This is a genomic window from Isoalcanivorax pacificus W11-5 (assembly GCF_000299335.2).
In the GTDB taxonomy this organism is placed as follows: domain Bacteria; phylum Pseudomonadota; class Gammaproteobacteria; order Pseudomonadales; family Alcanivoracaceae; genus Isoalcanivorax; species Isoalcanivorax pacificus.
Window position 1 is genome coordinate 120,828 of the sequence record NZ_CP004387.1, and the last position, 16,328, is coordinate 137,155.

Consider the following 16,328-nt stretch of genomic DNA (forward strand, 5'->3'; position numbering starts at 1 on the left):
TCAGGTTACTTGAGCAGGAACTTGTAGATGAACTTGTGCATGGCACCACCGAACGGCGGCAGGATATTGCGCGTTGCATTGAACCGGCCCTTGCGGAACACACCCTTGGCCTTGGTGAAGGTCAGGAACCCTTCGTAACCGTGGTAATGCCCCATGCCGGATTCGCCGATACCGCCGAACGGAATATCGTCAATGCCCACGTGGCTCATGGTGTCGTTCAGGCACACGCCGCCGGAGTGCGTGCGGGTGATGACCTGGTTGGCGCGTTCGCTGTTCCAGTCAAGGTAATACAGCGCCAGCGGCCGGGGGCGGTCGTTGATGTAGTCGATGGCTTCGTCCAGTGAGCGGTACGGTTGCACGATCATCAGCGGGCCAAAGATTTCATCCTGGGCAATCTTCATGTCATCCGTGATATTGAGCACCAGCGTAAACGGAATCTTGCGCGTGCCGGTAAAGTCTTCATTGGCCGGATTGATTTCCACCAGGCGCGCGCCTTTTTCCTGCGCGTCCTGCAGATACCCTTTCAGGCGCTGATACTGGCGCTCATTGATGACGCTGGTGAGGTCCGGGTTGTCGCGCATGGTCGGGTACATCCCGCTGACCTGCGTGCGGAACGCCTCGATGAATTCATCCACCCGGCCGGCCGGGCACAGCACATAGTCGGGTGCCACGCAGGTCTGGCCGGCGTTAAAGCACTTGCCGAAGGCAATGCGCTCGGCGGCGTCCTTCATGGCGAAATCCTCGCCGATGATGGTCGGGCTCTTGCCGCCCAGTTCCAGCGTCACCGGCGTCAGGTTTTCCGCTGCCGCGCGCATGATGTGGCGGCCGACCGAGGTGGAGCCGGTGAACAGCAGATGGTCAAACGGCAGTTTTGAGAACGCCGCGCCCATTTCCACTTCACCGTTGATCACGGCCACATGATCTTCCGGAAACGCCTTGGCGATCAGTTTTGCGAACAGCTCGCCGGTATGCGAGGTGAACTCGCTCATCTTGATCATCACGCGGTTGCCCGCCGCCAGAGCGGCGATCAGCGGGCCTACCGCCAGATATACGGGATAGTTCCAGGGCACGATTACGCCGACCACGCCCACCGGCTGATAGATCACCGACGCCGCACCGGGAAAGCCCATGGCGCCGACACCACGCTTCTGCGGCTTCATCCATTTGCGCAGGCGCTTGCGGTAGTACTTGATGCCTTCCAGGCTGGTCAGGATTTCCGCCAGCTTGGTCTCGTCTTCAGAACGGTGACCGAAGTCCGCTTTCAGCGCGGCGATGATCTCGTCCATATGATCCAGCAGCAGAGGCTTGATGCGGTCGAGGTGCTCGATGCGCTGCTCGGCGGTCGGGTAAGGCTGGGCACGGAAGGCAGCGCGCTGCGCATCGAACAGCGTGCGCAGGCGGCTGACGTCTTCCTGATGGGTATGCAGTGATTTCACTTCGGCGACCATGGTGCATCTCCCTGTGGTTGCCGCGCGCGCTGGGGCGGCCTTGTTGTCGGTATGCGGCCTGGGTGAACAGGCTGTATTCAGGTTGTCATCGATTCTTAGAGTAATTACTCTAACTGTCAATCAGCCACCGTTCCCACCGGTTTTCAGCGCAGGCCTTTTGACCCGAAATGACCAGCACCCGCGACCGCATCCTCGACACCAGCCTGGCCCTGTTCAATCAGCACGGCGAGCGCAATGTCACCACCAACCATATCGCCGAGGCGCTGGGCATCAGCCCCGGCAACCTCTATTACCACTTCCGCAACAAGGCGGAGATCGTGTTCGAGCTGTTCGAGCGCTATGAGCAGATCGTCGCCGGGTTCCTGAGCGTGCCGGATGGGCGGCCGCTCACGTGGGAAGACAAGATCGGCTATTTCGAGGCGATTCTGGAAAGCATGTGGGGCGCGCGCTTCTTCCATCGGGATCTGGGGCACCTGCTCAATCAGGACACGCGCCTGCGCGAGCGGTATGGGGATTTTGTGCGGCAAAGCCTGGACCGTGGCCTGAGGGTGTATGAGGGGCTGCGCGTGGCCGCGCTGGTAGAAGTAGATGACGACGCCATGCGGGCGTTGCTGGTGAATACCTGGGTGCTGGCGGCGTCGTGGGCCAGTTTCGTGCAGAGCCTGGTGCCGGCGGAACGGCAGAACGAGGTGCTGGACCGGACACTGCTGCGCCAGGGCATCTACCAGATCATCTGCCTGGAAGCGCCCTACCTGCGCGGTGAGGCGGCGGCGCACCTGGAAGAAATGAAGGCCCGCTATCGGGTGGGCAGTGGCGATACCCTGGGGCTGTTGTTCGGCGCTGGCCCGTCGTCGTGAAGCGACAGGTCGCCGCTGGCGACATGAGCACATAACGTGTCGCAAGAATCGGAAAGCAGCGACACGTTATGCACCCGGATACCTGCTGCCGTCATCGCTCTACGGCCAACGCCACACCCTGCCCACCACCAATACACAGCGTCGCCAGCCCCCGTTTCGCGTCACGCCGTTGCAGCGCATGCAACAACGTCACCAGCACCCGACAGCCACTGGCCCCGATGGGATGCCCCAGCGCAATGGCGCCGCCGCTGACGTTCACCTTGCTGGCGTCCCAGCCCAGTGCCTGCCCGACGGCCAGCGCCTGCACGGCAAACGCTTCGTTGGCTTCGATCAGATCCAGCTCGTCCAGTGCCCAGCCTGCCATCGCCAACGCGCGGCGGGTGGCCGGGACCGGGCCGATGCCCATGACAGCGGGGTCAACCCCGGCACTGGCGTAGCCCGTAATGCGTGCCAGGATCGGTAGGCCCTGCTGACGGGCATGATCGGCGTTCATCACCAGCACGGCGGCGGCGCCGTCGTTCAGGGCGGAGGCATTGCCGGCGGTGACGCTGCCGGTCGGGCGGAAGGCCGGGCGCAAGCCGGCAAGACTCTCCGGCGTGACGTCATCGCGGGGTTGTTCATCATGGTCGACGCGTTGCTCGCCTTGCCGGGCAGGCACGGTCACCGGGGTGATCTCGGCCTGAAAGGCGCCGGCCTGCCGGGCGGCGATGGCCTTGTGGTGGGAGTCGGCGGCGAAGGCATCCTGAGCTGCGCGGTCGATGCCGTACTGAGCGGCCAGATTCTCGGCGGTGATGCCCATGTGGTAGTCATTGAAGGCATCCCACAGGCCGTCCCGGATCATACTGTCGATCACCTCGCCGTGGCCCATGCGCAGCCCGGTGCGGGCGCGCGGCAGCAGGTAGGGCGCGTTGCTCATGCTTTCCATGCCGCCGGCGATGATGGCGGTGGCGTCACCGGCGCGGATCGCCTGGGCGGCGAGTTGCACGGCTTTCAGGCCGGAGCCGCAGACCTTGTTCAATGTGGTGGCCGGCACTGCGTGTGGCAGGCCGGCGTGCAGTGCCGCCTGCCGGGCCGGGTTCTGCCCGGCGCCGCCGGTCAGCACCTGGCCCATGATCACTTCATCAATGGGTACACAGGGTGCTTCGTCCAGCAGGCGCCGGATGACGATGGCACCCAGTTCGACGGCACTGAGGTTGGCCAGCGCGCCCTGAAAGCGGCCGATGGGCGTACGGGTGGCGGCGACGATCACGGCGTCGTGCATGGCTGCGGCTCCTGGTTCAGGCGAAGGTCATTTCCGGCACATGATCGGGCACGATCAGCTGGCCGGCGGTTTTGCCGGCGATCTCGTCCACGCTGACGCCCGGTGCGCGCTCTTTAAGATGGAAGGCACCGTCGGCGATTTCCAGATAGGCCAGGTCGGTCAGCACGCGGCGGATGCAGCCGGCGCCGGTCAGTGGCAGGGTGCAGGCCGGCAGCAGCTTTGATTGCCCGTCCTTTGCGCAGTGCGTCATGGTGACGATGATGTTGTCGGCGCCGGCGACCAGGTCCATGGAGCCGCCCATGCCCTTGATCAGTTTGCCCGGCACCATCCAGGAGGCGATGTTGCCCTGCACATCGACTTCAAAGGCGCCGAGCACGGTCAGGTCGATATGCCCGCCACGGATCATGGCGAAGGATTCCGCCGAGGAAAAAATCGACGCGCCCGGCAGCGCCGTCACGGTCTGCTTGCCGGCGTTGATCATGTCGGCGTCCAGCGTGTCCTCGGTGGGGAACGGCCCCATGCCGAGCAGGCCGTTTTCCGATTGCAGCATCACCTGCATGCCGTCGGGAATGTAGTTGGCCACCAGCGTCGGGATGCCAATGCCCAGGTTGACGTAGAAACCGTCCTGCAACTCGCGCGCCACGCGGCGCGCCATCTGTTCGCGTGTCAGAGTCATGGAATTCCCCGTGGGTCAGGCGGACAGCGTGCGCTGCTCGATGCGTTTCTCGAACTGGCCGCACAGCAACCGGTCCACGTAGATGCCGGGGGTGTGGATCTGGTCCGGCGGCAGCGTGCCGGGTGGGACAATTTCTTCCACCTCGACCACGGTGATGCGGCCGGCGGTGGCCGCCAGCGGATTGAAGTTCTGCGCCGTGTGGCGATAGATGACGTTGCCGTACCAGTCCGCCTTCCAGCCTTTGACAATGGCGAAGTCGCCGCGAATGGCGTGCTCCAGCACATAATGACGGCCGTCGAATGCGCGGGTTTCCTTACCCTCGGCCACGGGGGTGCCGTAGCCGGTGGCGGTGTAGAAGGCGGGAATGCCGGCGCCGCCGGCGCGCATTTTTTCTGCCAGGGTGCCCTGGGGGGTCAGTTCCACTTCCAGTTCACCGTCCAGCATCTGCCGTTCGAACAGCGCGTTCTCGCCGACATAAGAGGCGATGATCTTGCGAATCTGGCGGTCCTCCAGCAACACGCCCAGGCCGAAGCCGTCGACGCCGCAGTTGTTGGAAACCACGGTCAGGTCGCGGGTGCCGCGCTGCTGGATCGCGCGGATCAGGTTCTCGGGGATGCCGCACAGGCCGAAGCCGCCGGCGATCAGGGTCATGCCGTCTTGCAGCCCGGCCAGGGCGTCCTCGACGGAGGCTACGCGTTTATCAAATCCCGCCACTGTCATGCCTCGGTAGGTTGTTTTAAGGGGTCGCCTGGGCGACTTGAAGCAGTGTTGCGGCGGGGAATTTATTTGTTAAGTTTGTTTTTCTGGGTGATTATCCAGAAAAACCAATCAATGCCGGCTTTTGTCATGACGCTCAAACAGCTCCGCGCCTTCCTCGCCGTGGCCCAGACCCTGAGCTTTGCCCAGGCCTGCGAACAGTTGCACCTGTCGCAGTCGGCGCTGAGCCTGACCATCAAGGCACTGGAAGATCAGCTCGGTGGCCGGCTGTTCAGCCGCACCACGCGCAGTGTCAGCCTGACGCCCGAGGGCGAGGCATTGCTGCCACTGGCGCGGCGCCTGCTGGCGGAGTGGTCGCGGACGGAGCATGAATTGCGGCAGCGGTTTGCGCTGCAGCAGGGGCATGTCTCGGTGGCGGCGATGCCGTCGTTTGCGGGCAACCTGTTGCCGCCGGTACTGCGCGTGTTTCGCGAGGCGCATCCCGGCATTCGCATCCGCGTGCACGATGTGATCAATGAAGAAGTGCTCGATCAGGTGCGCGCGCGGCAGGTGGAAGTGGGCATTGCCTTCGAGCCGCCGCCGGGTTCGCCATTGCAGTTTACGCCGCTGTATGTGGATCGTTTCCACGCGGTGTTGCCGGCGGATTCCGCGTTGGCCATGCAAGCCGACACGGACTGGGCCACGCTGTTGCAGTACCCCTTTATTGCCTTGCAGGCGCCGTCGGCGGTGCGGGTGATGCTCGAAGAACGGCTTGCCGCACACGGCATGGCGCTGCCGGTGGAAATTGAAAGCCACCAGCTGGCCACGGTGGGCCGTATGGTGGCTTGCGGTCTTGGCGTGAGTGCCGTGCCGGCCTTGTGCGTGCGGCAGATGCACGAGCTGGGTGCGCGCTGTGTGGCGCTGCGGGCGCCGGTGATCCAGCGGCCGGTGGGTATCCTGACGCGCCGCGACGGGGAACTTTCCACGGCGGCGGTTGCCTTCTGTGACACCCTGCAACAGGCGGTCACGGGTTTCGACCTGCCGCGCTGAGTGCTTGCCTGAAACGTCCTCCCTTTACCGAAATCGTCTCTGGCGACGCCACCGGCACTGCCGTCGCGCCGCGCAAAGCGCCGCGCGGTGCGGGTGTACTTTGCACTATGTGACTATTTTCCGCTCCGGCCGTCCGCGATCTTGGTTGTTCTTCTGACAAGAATGACAAGAGGTCGTGACACATGTTTTGCATCAACCGAAAAATCGCGATGACGTGCCTGGGCGCGTTGGCGGTCTCGCCGGCCCTGGCGGTCGAACTGAACACGGTGGGGGACACCCGCTTTGCTATTGGCGGTTACGTCAAGGCGCAGGGGATTTTCAGCAACCCGGATCAGGGCAAATCCACGTTCGATGCCACGGCCAGTGAGAGCCGGATGAATTTCCGCAGCGACAGCACGGTGAATGGCCAGGAAGTGACGGCGTTCATCGAGGGCGATTTCTACGGCAGCAATGCCACCGGCAGTTCCTCCGAACTGCGTCTGCGCCAGGCGTGGGTAAAAGTCGGCAACCTGACCATGGGGCAGGCCTGGAGCGGTTACACGCAGGGCATCATTGCCTATGACGTGGTGGATATCTGGGGCGGCGGCCGGGGCGATCTGTCTGGCGGCAACTTCCGGCCGACGCTGGTGCGGTATGAGAGCCACGGCTTCAGTGTGTCCATGCAGGACCCGGTCTACGAAAGCGCCAGCTTTCCGGATACCACCGTCACCTACACGCAGAATTTCGAGGGCGGCCACATACTGAAAGGCACTGTCGCCACGCGTGAAATCGAAAACGACGATGTGGCGGTGGGCTTCTCCATGGCGGCAAAGGTCATGCTTGGCCGCAATGACATTCGCGTCAACGCGCATTACGGTGAGGGCCTGGGCGCCTACAGTCTGGTGGGTGTCAATGATGCGCTGGCGGGTGATGTGGAAAACGGTGATGCTGTGTCGCAGTACGGTTATCGCGTCGGCTATCGTCACTTCTTTACCGAGCGGCTGCGTGGCAATGTGGTGCATTCGCGCACGGAACTGGATGACGATAACGAGACCCTGTACAAATCCACGCACGTGAACCTGCTGTATCGCCTGCTGCCGAACATGGATGTGGGTGTGGAGTGGCGCGAATACAATCTGTCGCTGGCCGCGCTGCGGCCGCAGGGCGAACAGGTGGAAGTCATGGCGAAATATTTCTTCTGAACAGGCGGGCTGCTCCGGCAACCGGAGCAGCCCCGTCACGGTTGCAGGCTGGCGCGGAACGCCGGGTCGTCCAGATAGGCCACGTTCAATCGGGTCCAGGGGACGATATGACGCCGGTCGACGGAAAAGATGGAACCCGGCGCCAGCATCACGCCACGTTCCAGACAGCGACGTGTTAATTCATTCGCGTCATCCACGCCGGGAAAGCGCGCCCACAGATACAGACTCTGCTCCGGGCGGCAGAAGACTTCCGCGCCCAGTTCATCCAGCACGGCCAGGCCCCGTTCGGTGGCGTCGCGCAGCCGCTCCTGCAGGCGCGACAGGTGCCGCAGATAATTCCCTTCGCGCAGAATCACGTTCACCGTGCGTTCGGCATACTCCGCACTGCTGGTGTGCAGCAGCATTTTCACATCCGCCAGTTCGCTGACCATGGCCTCGTCGCCGGCAATGAAACCGACCCGCAACGCAGCGGAAATCGGTTTCGAAAAACTGCCCAGGTACAGCGTGCGCCGGAACTGATCCAGCGCCGACAGCTTGACCGATGAGCTGAGTTTGAAATCCGCCATGGCGTCGTTCTCGACCACGATCAGATCATGCTGGCGCGCCAGGGCGAGAATGCGCTGTGCTTTCTCGGCTGACAGGTCCGTGCCGGTCGGGTTGTGCCCGGCCGATTGCATAAAGAACAGCGCCGGTTTTTCCCGCGCTAGCAGATGCGCCAGTTGCGTGGTGTCCGGGCCATCCACCTGTCGCGTCACCGGCAGCATGCGCGCGCCCTGCAATTGCAGCTTGCCGAACAGCGGATAATAACCCGGGCTTTCCACCAGTACCGGATCACCCGGTTTGACGAAGCGGCGGATGATCAGGTCCATGGCGTGGTTGGCGCCGAAGGTGGTGACGAACTGCTGCGGCGTGGCGCTGATGCTGTACCCGGCCAGTTTCTTCACCAGTTGCTGGCGCAGGTTGATGTTGCCGAGCCGGTCGCCGTAGCGGAACAGGGTGGTGATGCCGCTGCGCACCACCTGCCGGTTGAACTTGTCCAGGCGCATGTCCATCAGCCAGTCCACCGGCGGGAAGCCTTCGCCCAGGTGCGAGTGCCCCGGCTCGCGCACGAACTGCTGGCGCATCATCCAGATGGTGTCCAGCGCACGGGCGTACGGCGGTGGCTCCGGCTCGGCCTCGGGCGTGGCCGGCGTGGCGCAGACGAAAAAGCCCTGCCCGTGGCGGGCTTCGATCAGCCCTTCCCCGGCCAGGTACTCATACGCTGTGATCACGGTGTTCTTGGAATGGCCATGCAGGCGCATGTACTCGCGCAGCGACGGCAGCTTGTCGCCCTGGCGCAGGGCGCCTTCGGTGATCTGCCGGGTAATGTCGGCGGCCACGCGCTGGGCCAGGGTGAGGCGCTGCATGAGAGGGGGCACTCTGTCTTCCACCTTGGTCGTACTATCCGACAGATAATGACTGTTTGCCATAACTGTACCTTTTTCATGGGTACAGGCGCCGCTATGTTAAGCCCAATCCCGGCGCCGCGACAGGCGCCCCTAACAACAACGGCTCCATAAGGGGTGCGCAGTGAGCATCAGTTCAAACCTTCCCGGTTTCCGTCATCTTTCCCCCGCCGAGCGGCTGGACTACCTGCAGACGCAGCTGTCCCTGTCCGACGACGAAGCCGGCCTGCTGCGCAACGCCGGCGCGCTGCCGATGGAGATTGCCGACGGCATGATCGAGAACGTGATCGGCAAGTTCGAGCTGCCGCTCGGGCTGGCCGGCAACTTCCTGATCAATGGCCGCAATGTACTGGTGCCGCTGGTGGTCGAGGAGCCGTCGGTGGTGGCGGCGGCCTCCTACATGGCCAAGCTGGCCCGGCCGGCCGGTGGTTTCTTCACCTCCAGCAGCACACCGCTGATGCGGGCGCAGATCCAGATCGTCGGCCTGGCCGACCCGGCCAACGCGCGCCTGAGCCTGTTGCGGCACAAACAGCAGATCATCGAGCTGGCCAACAGCAAGGACCAGCTCCTGAACAAACTGGGTGGCGGTTGCCGCGACCTGGACATCCATACATTCCCGAGCAGCCCGCGCGGCCCGATGGTGGTGGCGCATCTGGTGGTGGACGTGCGTGATGCCATGGGCGCCAACACCGTCAACACCATGGCCGAGGCCGTGGCGCCGCTGATGGAGAAGATCACCGGTGGCACCGTGCGCCTGCGCATTCTCTCCAACCTGGCCGACCTGCGCCTGGCCCGTGCCCAGGTGCGGATTGCACCGGAGCACCTGGAGACAGCGGACTACCGGGGCGCGGACGTGATCGACCGCATTATTGATGCCTATACGTTTGCCGCCATCGACCCGTACCGGGCGGCGACGCACAACAAGGGCATCATGAACGGCATCGATCCGCTGATTGTCGCCACCGGCAACGACTGGCGCGCCGTGGAAGCCGGTGCGCACGCCTATGCCTGCCGCAATGGCCACTACGGCTCGCTGACCACCTGGGAAAAAGACGCCGCCGGCCATCTGGTCGGCACCATCGAAATGCCGATGCCCGTGGGCCTGGTGGGTGGCGCGACGAAAACGCACCCGCTGGCACGCCTGTCGCTGAAGATTCTTGGCGTGCAGACCGCACAGGAGCTGGCGGAAGTGGCGGTGGCCGTAGGGCTGGCGCAGAACCTGGGCGCCTTGCGTGCACTGGCGACGGAAGGCATTCAGCGCGGCCACATGGCGCTGCATGCGCGCAACATCGCGTTGTCCGTGGGCGCGCGTGGCGAGGAAGTGGACGCGGTGGTGCAACGCATGGTCGCGGCCCGCGACGTACGCGCCGACCACGCAGAAGCGCTGCTGCGCGCACTGCGGGGCGCCTGAACATGGACGCGGTGAAGCTGGTCGAGGTCGGTGCGCGCGATGGCTTGCAGAACGAATCCCGTGTGCTGCCGGCCGCCGTGCGGGCTGCGCTGATCAACCGGCTGGTCGAGGCGGGCCTGACACACATCGAAGCCGGTTCGTTCGTGTCGCCGCGCTGGGTGCCGCAGATGGCGGACACTGACGAGGTGTTGCGCCAGCTTGTTCAGCGCACAGGTGTGACCTACAGCGTGCTGGTGCCAAACAGCCAGGGCATGGCCGCCGCCGTGGCCAGTGGTTGTCGCGAGGTGGCCGTGTTTGCCGCTGCCTCGGAAGCGTTTTCACTGCGCAACATCAACTGCACGATTGAAGAAAGCCTGGCGCGCTTTGCGCCGGTGATCGACAAGGCGAACGCCGAAGGGATCGCTGTACGCGGGTACGTCTCCTGCGTGCTGGGTTGCCCTTACACCGGCAGGGTAGCGCCGCAACAGGTGGTGGCGGTCAGCAAGCGTCTTTATGAGATGGGCTGTCAGGAAATCAGCCTGGGCGACACCATCGGCGCCGGCACGCCCGGCGCGGTAAAACAACTGGTTTCTGCCTGTGCCGTGGAATTGCCGCTGGCTTCGCTGGCGGTTCATTTTCACGACACCTGGGGCATGGCCGTGGCAAACTGCCTGGCCGCGCTGGACGCGGGCGTGCGCACCTTTGACAGCTCCGTGTCCGGCCTGGGCGGCTGCCCTTATTCGCCGGGTGCCACCGGTAATGTGGCGACCGAAGAACTGGTCTATCTGTTCAGCGGCCTGGGCCTGAATACCGGTGTTGACCTTGCTTCGCTGATACAGGCCGGTGGCTATATCGACGAACAACTTGGCAGGACAACGTCATCCCGTGTGGCACGGGCATGGCGCGCAAAGCACAGGGTGCAGCACGAAGAAGCAACAGGCTGAGGTCGAAAAAAGCGGCCAGTCTGCTACCCGGACGTCACCGCCGGAGGATCCCGGCGGCGGCCCCGAACATGACAAGAAAATGCGGAGGTTGCATGAACAACGAAACCGGCATTCCGGTCGCCAGAAGCGGCCCGCTGACGGGCGTCGTCATCCTGGATCTGACCCGTGTGGTGGCAGGCCCCTACTGCGCCATGCTGCTGGCGGACATGGGCGCGACCGTGATCAAGATCGAGCACCCGCAGGACCCGGACCTGACGCGCGAATTTCCGCCGCTCCAGGGTGCCGACGGTAACGCCATCAGCGGTTTCTTCGCGCAGTACAACCGTAACAAGATGGCGGTGAGCCTGAACCTGAAACAACCAGCCGGGCGCCAGACGTTTCTGGATATGGTGCGCAAAGCGCACATCGTGATCGAGAATTTCCGCCCCGGCACCATGGAAAAACTGTCGCTGGACTATGCCACGCTGACAGAGGCCAACCCGGCCATCATTCTCACCAGTATCAGCGGCTTCGGGCAGCAGGGCCCGAATGCACCGCGCCCGGCGTTTGACAGCAGCGCGCAGGCGTCCGGCGGCCTGTGGTCCATGAATGGCACGGTGGAAGAACCGATGCGCGTGGGCACGGTGCTCGGGGATCTTTCCGCCGCCCTGTACGGTGCCATCGGCACGCTGGCTGCGTTGCGCGAAGCCGACAGGACGGGTCACGGCCAGTGGGTGGATATCTCACAGCAGGATTCAATCATTTCGCTGACCGAAAACGCACTGGTCACCTACACCGCCACCGGCAAGATCACTGTGCCGGAAGGCAACGGCCATCCGTTTGTGAAGCCCTACGGCCGCTATGCCTGCAAGGACGGCTACGTTTTCTTCGGCGCCTACACCGACAAGTTCTGGCGCGAGGCGTGCATCGTGTTTGGTGACGAAGCGCTGATCACGGATCCGGAAATAGACACCATGGCCAAGCGCTTCAATCCGGACGTGCATGATCGCCGCGTCAAGCCGATTGTCGAAGGCTGGTGTGCCCGTCACACCAAGGCGGAACTGGAAGCCATGACCGGTGCGCGTTTCCCGCTGTCGCCGATCAAGGGTATCGACGAAGTGGTGGCCGATCCGCATGTACGCCAGCGCGACATGGTGATTCCCGTGCAATACCAGGGCGTGGATTTCGAGGTGTTCGGCAACCCGGTGAAATTGTCCGGGGGCACCTGCGAACAGCACGCCAGTGCGCCCGGCGTGGGTCAGGACAACGAGGCGATTTACGCCGGCTGGCTTGGCAAGGACGAGGACGAACTGGAAACACTGCGCCGCAATGGCGTGATCTGATACGACGCTGCAACACAAACACTATTACATAACAAAGACGGATGAATGCTATGAAACGTCAAGTGACCGCCGGCCTGATGCTGGCCTGCACCACCCTGCTCGGGGCTTTTACCCTTTCCGCTGAAGCGCGCACGCTGCGTTACGCCATCGGCCACCCACCCAGTTCGTTTGTGGTGGATGTGGCGAAGGAATACGCCGGCGCTGTCGAGTCACTCTCGGACGGCGACCTGAAAGTGCGTGTGTTCCCCATGTCGCTGCTGAACTTCGCTGAAACCTCCGGCGGCGTGCGTGACGGCATGGCTGACATCGGCTTTGTGCTGACCTCCTACTTTGCCTCGGAATTCCCGCACAGCAACGTGGCGGTGGAAGCGTCCATGCTGGTCGGCCTGCTCGGCGACAAGGTGCGGGGCCGCGAAGGCATGGTGTTCATGGGCGCACTGTCGGAATACACCTTTTTCAACTGCCCGGAGTGCAACCGGGAATTTGCCCGCCAGGGGCAGGTGTACACCGGCAGCACCGGCGGTTCTTCCTATGGGCTGGTATGCAACCGGCCGGTAGAAAGCGAAGCCGACCTGCGCGGCATGCGCCTGCGTGTGGGCGCGTCGAACTGGTCGCGCTGGGCAGAAGCGGTCGGCGCCTCGCCGGTGACCATGTCTGCCAACGAAATGTTCGAAGCACTCAGCCAGGGCGTGGTGGGCTGCATCGTGCTGGCCGCACCGGAGATCCATAACTTCGGTCTGACTGACGTGGTCAAGCATATCACCATGGACGTGCCTGGCGGCCCGATGCCGATTGCCGGGACCAACATCAACACCCGTACCTGGAAAAGCCTGTCGCCGGCACAGCGCACGGTGATGCTGCGTGCCGCCAGTGTTTTCTCGGCGGGTGTGCCCTGGATCTATCACCAGCATGAAGACCGTATCCTGTCGGAAGCCGAAGACCGTGGTGTCACGCTGCACAAGGCTGACGCAGCGCTGATTGAAAAGACCCATGCCTTCGTTGAACAGGACATGGCCACCATCGCCGAAGATTATCGCCGTCGCTACGGCGTGCAGAACGGCGCCGAGCTGATCACCACCTTCCGTGCGCTGCTGGACAAGTGGGCCGGCCTGGTACAGGACGTGGATTCCGAAGAAGCGCTCGCGGACCTGTACTGGAGCGAGATCTTCTCCAAGGTAGACGTCAACCAGCACGGTCTGTAAGACCGTGTCCGGCGCGGTGCCCTAGCACCGCGTCATGTCATCTCGCACAGGCAGGACAGGCCATGACGCTGTTAACCGACGCACTGCGCGCACTGATCGGCACCGAAGTGCCGCCGTTTGAATTCGAGATCAGTCGCAACGACCTGAAAAAATACGCCGTGGCCACCGGCCAGACCCGGCGTTGCTACCTGGATGGCGACGAAGCGCCGTTGCTGTTTCTGTTCAGTGCCATGATGCCGGTGATTCCGCTGGACCAGTTGCTGCCGGATGGTCGCCAGCCGGACAGTCCGCTGATACCCGAACTGCCGCTCAAGCGCATCATGGCCGGCGGCAGCGATTACCAGATTCACCGCAAGGTACGCCCCGGTGATGTGCTGGTGTGCCGGCAGCGGCTGGCCGATCTGTACGAAAAGAACGGCTCGGCCGGCCCGCTGATTTTCATGGTGTTCGAGAACCGCTTCGAGACGCGCTCTGGCGAGCCGGTGGTGATCGAGCGGCTGACGAGAATTGCGAGGTAACGCCATGACAACGCGATCCATCACCGTGGGCGATGCACTGCCCTCACGCGAATTCCGGGCGGACACCGTGCAGTTGTTCCTGTACAACGCCGCGATCTGGAACCCGCACCGCATTCATTACGACCTGCCCTACACGCAGGCGGAAGAAGGCCATCCGCAGCTGTTGATTGACGGCCCGTTGCAGGGCGACTGGCTGACCCAGATCGTCTGCGACTGGCTGGGCGACGATGGCGACATGACCGGCTTTCGCTACAGCAACCGGCGTGCGGCGTATCTGGGTGATGCGCTGGTGGCCCAGGCGCAGGTGACGGCGGTCGACGGCATGACAGCCACCGTGACACTGACTTTATCCAATACCCAGGGTGAAGTGGCGACAGAGGCAACGGCCACGGTCCGCTTCCGGTCATAGCAACCGTTGGCCTGCCTGCGAGGAGAACACGTTATGTATCGGTTAGGGCGTTGGCTTTCCCGGCTGACAGATGCCACCACCCTGGTGGGTGGCCTGGCCATTGCGATGATGATGCTGCACATCACGGCGGACGTGGTGTTGCGCTTTGTCTTTTCCATCACCATTCCCGGCACCATCACCTATGTCGCCAACTACTACATGGTGATCGCCACGTTTGTGCCGCTGGCCTATGCGGAAAAACTCAACGCGCATATCAGCGTCGAGGTGGTCACCGAGCGGCTGCCGCAGGCGCTGCAACGGCACCTGGCCAACTGGCTGGTGCTGCTCAGTGCGGTGATCCTGGGCTTCATGACCGTCAAGACCTGGACCGAAGCGCTCGGCAAGTACGAGATGAACGCGGCCCTGGTCGAAGGTGGAACGACGATCATCACCTGGCCAGGTTATTTCATGCTGCCGCTGGGCATGGGCCTGATGGTGGTGGTGCTGGTGTACAAATTTCTCGTGTATCTGACCGGCGCCCGGTGTGGTCTGCAGGTGTCCGACGCGGAACGCGCGCTCAAGGATGAAGTGCGCGCCGACAGTCATGCCGGCGAGGGGGCGCGTCATGAGTGATGTACAGATCGGCCTGAGCGGCCTGGCGGTGCTGTTTTTCCTGATCGCACTGCGCATGCCGGTGGGGCTGGCGCTGATCGGCGTCTCGTTCGGTGGCCTGTTGTATCTGATGGGCTGGGGCATTGCCTGGGGGTCGCTCGGCCTGATCCCGTATCAGTTTTCCGCCAACTGGGTGCTCAGTTCGGTGCCGATGTTCCTGCTGCTGGGGTACGTCTGTTACCACGCGCAACTGACGCAGGGTCTGTTCCGCGCTGCGCGACTCTGGCTCTCGGCGGTGCCCGGCGGCCTGGCGGTGGCGTCGATCTTCGGGACCACGGGTTTCGCTGCTGTGTGCGGCTCCTCTGTGGCCTGCTCTGCCGCCATGGGGCGTGTCGCGGTGCCGGAAATGATCGCGCACAAATACAATCCTGGCCTGGCCACCAGTACGGTGGCGATTGCCGGCACCGTCGGTGCATTGCTGCCGCCATCGATCATCATGATCCTGTACGGCATCATCGCGCAGGAATCGATTACCAAGCTGTTCCTGGGCGGCATCACCGCCGGCCTGCTGACGGTGCTCGGTTACATCATCGTGGTGGTGGTGCGCGTCAAGCTGAACCCGGCGCTGGCACCGGCGCAGGAAGAACGGATTTCCCTGCGCGACCGGATCGTGGCGCTGTGGGATATCTGGCCGATCATGCTGATCATGCTGGGTATCTTCGGCGGCATGTTTGCCGGCCTGTTCACGCCGACCGAAGCCGGGGCCGTGGGTGCTGCGTTGTCCTGTGTGGTGGCGTTGTGCAAACGCACGCTGACCTGGGAGCGCTTTCGCGCGGCGATTCTGGAAACCCTGCTCACCACCGGGACGCTGCTGATCATCGCCATGGGCGCGAGCCTGTTGACGCGCTTTCTGTCGCTGTCCGGTGCCGGTGACTATTTGTCGTCGATGGTCATTGATGCCGGCGCCAGCACCGTTCTCATTCTGTGCATGATCGTGCTGATCTATCTTTTGCTGGGCATGTTCCTGGAGCCGATCGGCGCCATGCTGCTGACGTTGCCGATCGTGTTGCCGATCATCGACAGCGTGGGCCTGAGCCTGATCTGGTTCGGCGTGGTGCTGACCAAGCTGCTGGAAATCGGCATGGTCACGCCGCCGGTGGGCATGAATATTTTTGTCATCAAGAGCGTGGTGGGTGATCTGGTCACCACCGGCGCGATCTTCAAGGGCGTGTTCTGGTTCCTGGTCATGGATGCCGTGGTGCTGGCATTGCTGATGGTGTTTCCCGACGTGGTGCTGTACCTGCCCAGCGTGCTGGGCTGACAGCGCAGGCGAACAAA

General features: G+C 63.3%; 16 protein-coding genes. 11 read left to right on the top strand and 5 right to left on the bottom strand.

The window, feature by feature from the left end:
- Positions 1 to 5: 5 nt before the first annotated feature.
- Complete coding sequence (locus S7S_RS00555; RefSeq protein ID WP_008739121.1) at positions 6 to 1,448, bottom strand: coniferyl aldehyde dehydrogenase; 1,443 nt, start codon at positions 1,446 to 1,448, stop codon at positions 6 to 8.
- Positions 1,449 to 1,615: 167 nt separating this feature from the next.
- On the opposite strand from S7S_RS00555, the gene S7S_RS00560 reads away from it, so the two are divergent.
- On the top strand, positions 1,616 to 2,305 hold the full coding sequence (locus S7S_RS00560; protein ID WP_008739123.1) for a TetR/AcrR family transcriptional regulator: 690 nt from the start codon (positions 1,616 to 1,618) through the stop codon (positions 2,303 to 2,305).
- A 91-nt stretch (positions 2,306 to 2,396) separates the two neighbouring features.
- Here the strand turns inward: S7S_RS00560 and S7S_RS00565 are convergent, their stop codons facing one another.
- From S7S_RS00565 to S7S_RS00575, 3 genes are read right to left on the bottom strand one after another with little or no spacing between them, the layout of a single operon-like run.
- On the bottom strand, positions 2,397 to 3,566 hold the full coding sequence (locus tag S7S_RS00565) for an acetyl-CoA C-acetyltransferase (protein WP_008739124.1): 1,170 nt from the start codon (positions 3,564 to 3,566) through the stop codon (positions 2,397 to 2,399).
- A 16-nt stretch (positions 3,567 to 3,582) separates the two neighbouring features.
- Positions 3,583 to 4,242 (bottom strand): CoA transferase subunit B, encoded by a 660-nt coding sequence (locus S7S_RS00570; RefSeq protein ID WP_008739125.1) that lies wholly within the window; start codon positions 4,240 to 4,242, stop codon positions 3,583 to 3,585.
- Positions 4,243 to 4,257: 15 nt separating this feature from the next.
- Positions 4,258 to 4,956: a CoA transferase subunit A gene (locus S7S_RS00575; RefSeq protein WP_008739126.1), complete on the bottom strand. Its 699-nt coding sequence runs from the start codon at positions 4,954 to 4,956 to the stop codon at positions 4,258 to 4,260.
- 132 nt (positions 4,957 to 5,088) lie between these two features.
- On the opposite strand from S7S_RS00575, the gene S7S_RS00580 reads away from it, so the two are divergent.
- Complete coding sequence (locus tag S7S_RS00580) at positions 5,089 to 5,988, top strand: LysR family transcriptional regulator (RefSeq protein WP_035205614.1); 900 nt, start codon at positions 5,089 to 5,091, stop codon at positions 5,986 to 5,988.
- A 182-nt stretch (positions 5,989 to 6,170) separates the two neighbouring features.
- Entirely contained in the window at positions 6,171 to 7,169 is a 999-nt protein-coding gene (locus S7S_RS00585) for a porin (protein ID WP_008739129.1), read from the top strand.
- 35 nt (positions 7,170 to 7,204) lie between these two features.
- Here S7S_RS00585 and S7S_RS00590 read toward each other — a convergent pair whose 3' ends face one another.
- Positions 7,205 to 8,575 (bottom strand): aminotransferase-like domain-containing protein, encoded by a 1,371-nt coding sequence (locus S7S_RS00590; RefSeq protein ID WP_008739130.1) that lies wholly within the window; start codon positions 8,573 to 8,575, stop codon positions 7,205 to 7,207.
- Between the two features lie 163 nt (positions 8,576 to 8,738).
- Here S7S_RS00590 and S7S_RS00595 point away from each other — a divergent pair, with 163 nt between their 5' ends.
- The 8 genes from S7S_RS00595 to S7S_RS00630 all read left to right on the top strand — a co-directional run bounded on the left by S7S_RS00595 (position 8,739) and on the right by S7S_RS00630 (position 16,311).
- Positions 8,739 to 10,025: a hydroxymethylglutaryl-CoA reductase, degradative gene (locus S7S_RS00595; RefSeq protein WP_008739131.1), complete on the top strand. Its 1,287-nt coding sequence runs from the start codon at positions 8,739 to 8,741 to the stop codon at positions 10,023 to 10,025.
- Positions 10,026 to 10,027: 2 nt separating this feature from the next.
- Positions 10,028 to 10,948: a hydroxymethylglutaryl-CoA lyase gene (locus S7S_RS00600; protein ID WP_008739132.1), complete on the top strand. Its 921-nt coding sequence runs from the start codon at positions 10,028 to 10,030 to the stop codon at positions 10,946 to 10,948.
- Between the two features lie 92 nt (positions 10,949 to 11,040).
- Positions 11,041 to 12,270 (top strand): CaiB/BaiF CoA transferase family protein, encoded by a 1,230-nt coding sequence (locus S7S_RS00605; RefSeq protein WP_008739133.1) that lies wholly within the window; start codon positions 11,041 to 11,043, stop codon positions 12,268 to 12,270.
- Between the two features lie 50 nt (positions 12,271 to 12,320).
- On the top strand, positions 12,321 to 13,472 hold the full coding sequence (locus S7S_RS00610) for a C4-dicarboxylate TRAP transporter substrate-binding protein (RefSeq protein WP_008739134.1): 1,152 nt from the start codon (positions 12,321 to 12,323) through the stop codon (positions 13,470 to 13,472).
- Between the two features lie 62 nt (positions 13,473 to 13,534).
- Positions 13,535 to 13,990: an FAS1-like dehydratase domain-containing protein gene (locus S7S_RS00615; protein ID WP_008739137.1), complete on the top strand. Its 456-nt coding sequence runs from the start codon at positions 13,535 to 13,537 to the stop codon at positions 13,988 to 13,990.
- Positions 13,991 to 13,994: 4 nt separating this feature from the next.
- Entirely contained in the window at positions 13,995 to 14,399 is a 405-nt protein-coding gene (locus S7S_RS00620) for a hotdog family protein (RefSeq protein ID WP_008739142.1), read from the top strand.
- 33 nt (positions 14,400 to 14,432) lie between these two features.
- Complete coding sequence (locus S7S_RS00625) at positions 14,433 to 15,011, top strand: TRAP transporter small permease (protein ID WP_008739156.1); 579 nt, start codon at positions 14,433 to 14,435, stop codon at positions 15,009 to 15,011.
- Positions 15,004 to 16,311: a TRAP transporter large permease gene (locus S7S_RS00630; protein ID WP_008739157.1), complete on the top strand. Its 1,308-nt coding sequence runs from the start codon at positions 15,004 to 15,006 to the stop codon at positions 16,309 to 16,311. The genes S7S_RS00625 and S7S_RS00630 overlap by 8 nt, the downstream gene beginning before the upstream one ends.
- The last annotated feature ends 17 nt before the right edge of the window (positions 16,312 to 16,328 follow it).

Bases quoted from the DNA above. Each gene is read 5' to 3' on its own strand.
- S7S_RS00570 (WP_008739125.1), bottom strand. From the start codon at position 4,242: ATGACTCTGACACGCGAACAGATGGCGCGCCGCGTGGCGCGCGAGTTG.
- S7S_RS00620 (WP_008739142.1), top strand. From the start codon at position 13,995: ATGACAACGCGATCCATCACCGTGGGCGATGCACTGCCCTCACGCGAA.
- S7S_RS00630 (WP_008739157.1), top strand. From the start codon at position 15,004: ATGAGTGATGTACAGATCGGCCTGAGCGGCCTGGCGGTGCTGTTTTTC.
- S7S_RS00625 (WP_008739156.1), top strand. From the start codon at position 14,433: ATGTATCGGTTAGGGCGTTGGCTTTCCCGGCTGACAGATGCCACCACC.
- S7S_RS00600 (WP_008739132.1), top strand. From the start codon at position 10,028: ATGGACGCGGTGAAGCTGGTCGAGGTCGGTGCGCGCGATGGCTTGCAG.
- S7S_RS00565 (WP_008739124.1), bottom strand. From the start codon at position 3,566: ATGCACGACGCCGTGATCGTCGCCGCCACCCGTACGCCCATCGGCCGC.
- S7S_RS00610 (WP_008739134.1), top strand. From the start codon at position 12,321: ATGAAACGTCAAGTGACCGCCGGCCTGATGCTGGCCTGCACCACCCTG.
- S7S_RS00555 (WP_008739121.1), bottom strand. From the start codon at position 1,448: ATGGTCGCCGAAGTGAAATCACTGCATACCCATCAGGAAGACGTCAGC.
- S7S_RS00560 (WP_008739123.1), top strand. From the start codon at position 1,616: ATGACCAGCACCCGCGACCGCATCCTCGACACCAGCCTGGCCCTGTTC.
- S7S_RS00585 (WP_008739129.1), top strand. From the start codon at position 6,171: ATGTTTTGCATCAACCGAAAAATCGCGATGACGTGCCTGGGCGCGTTG.
- S7S_RS00615 (WP_008739137.1), top strand. From the start codon at position 13,535: ATGACGCTGTTAACCGACGCACTGCGCGCACTGATCGGCACCGAAGTG.
- S7S_RS00605 (WP_008739133.1), top strand. From the start codon at position 11,041: ATGAACAACGAAACCGGCATTCCGGTCGCCAGAAGCGGCCCGCTGACG.
- S7S_RS00590 (WP_008739130.1), bottom strand. From the start codon at position 8,575: ATGCAGCGCCTCACCCTGGCCCAGCGCGTGGCCGCCGACATTACCCGG.
- S7S_RS00580 (WP_035205614.1), top strand. From the start codon at position 5,089: ATGACGCTCAAACAGCTCCGCGCCTTCCTCGCCGTGGCCCAGACCCTG.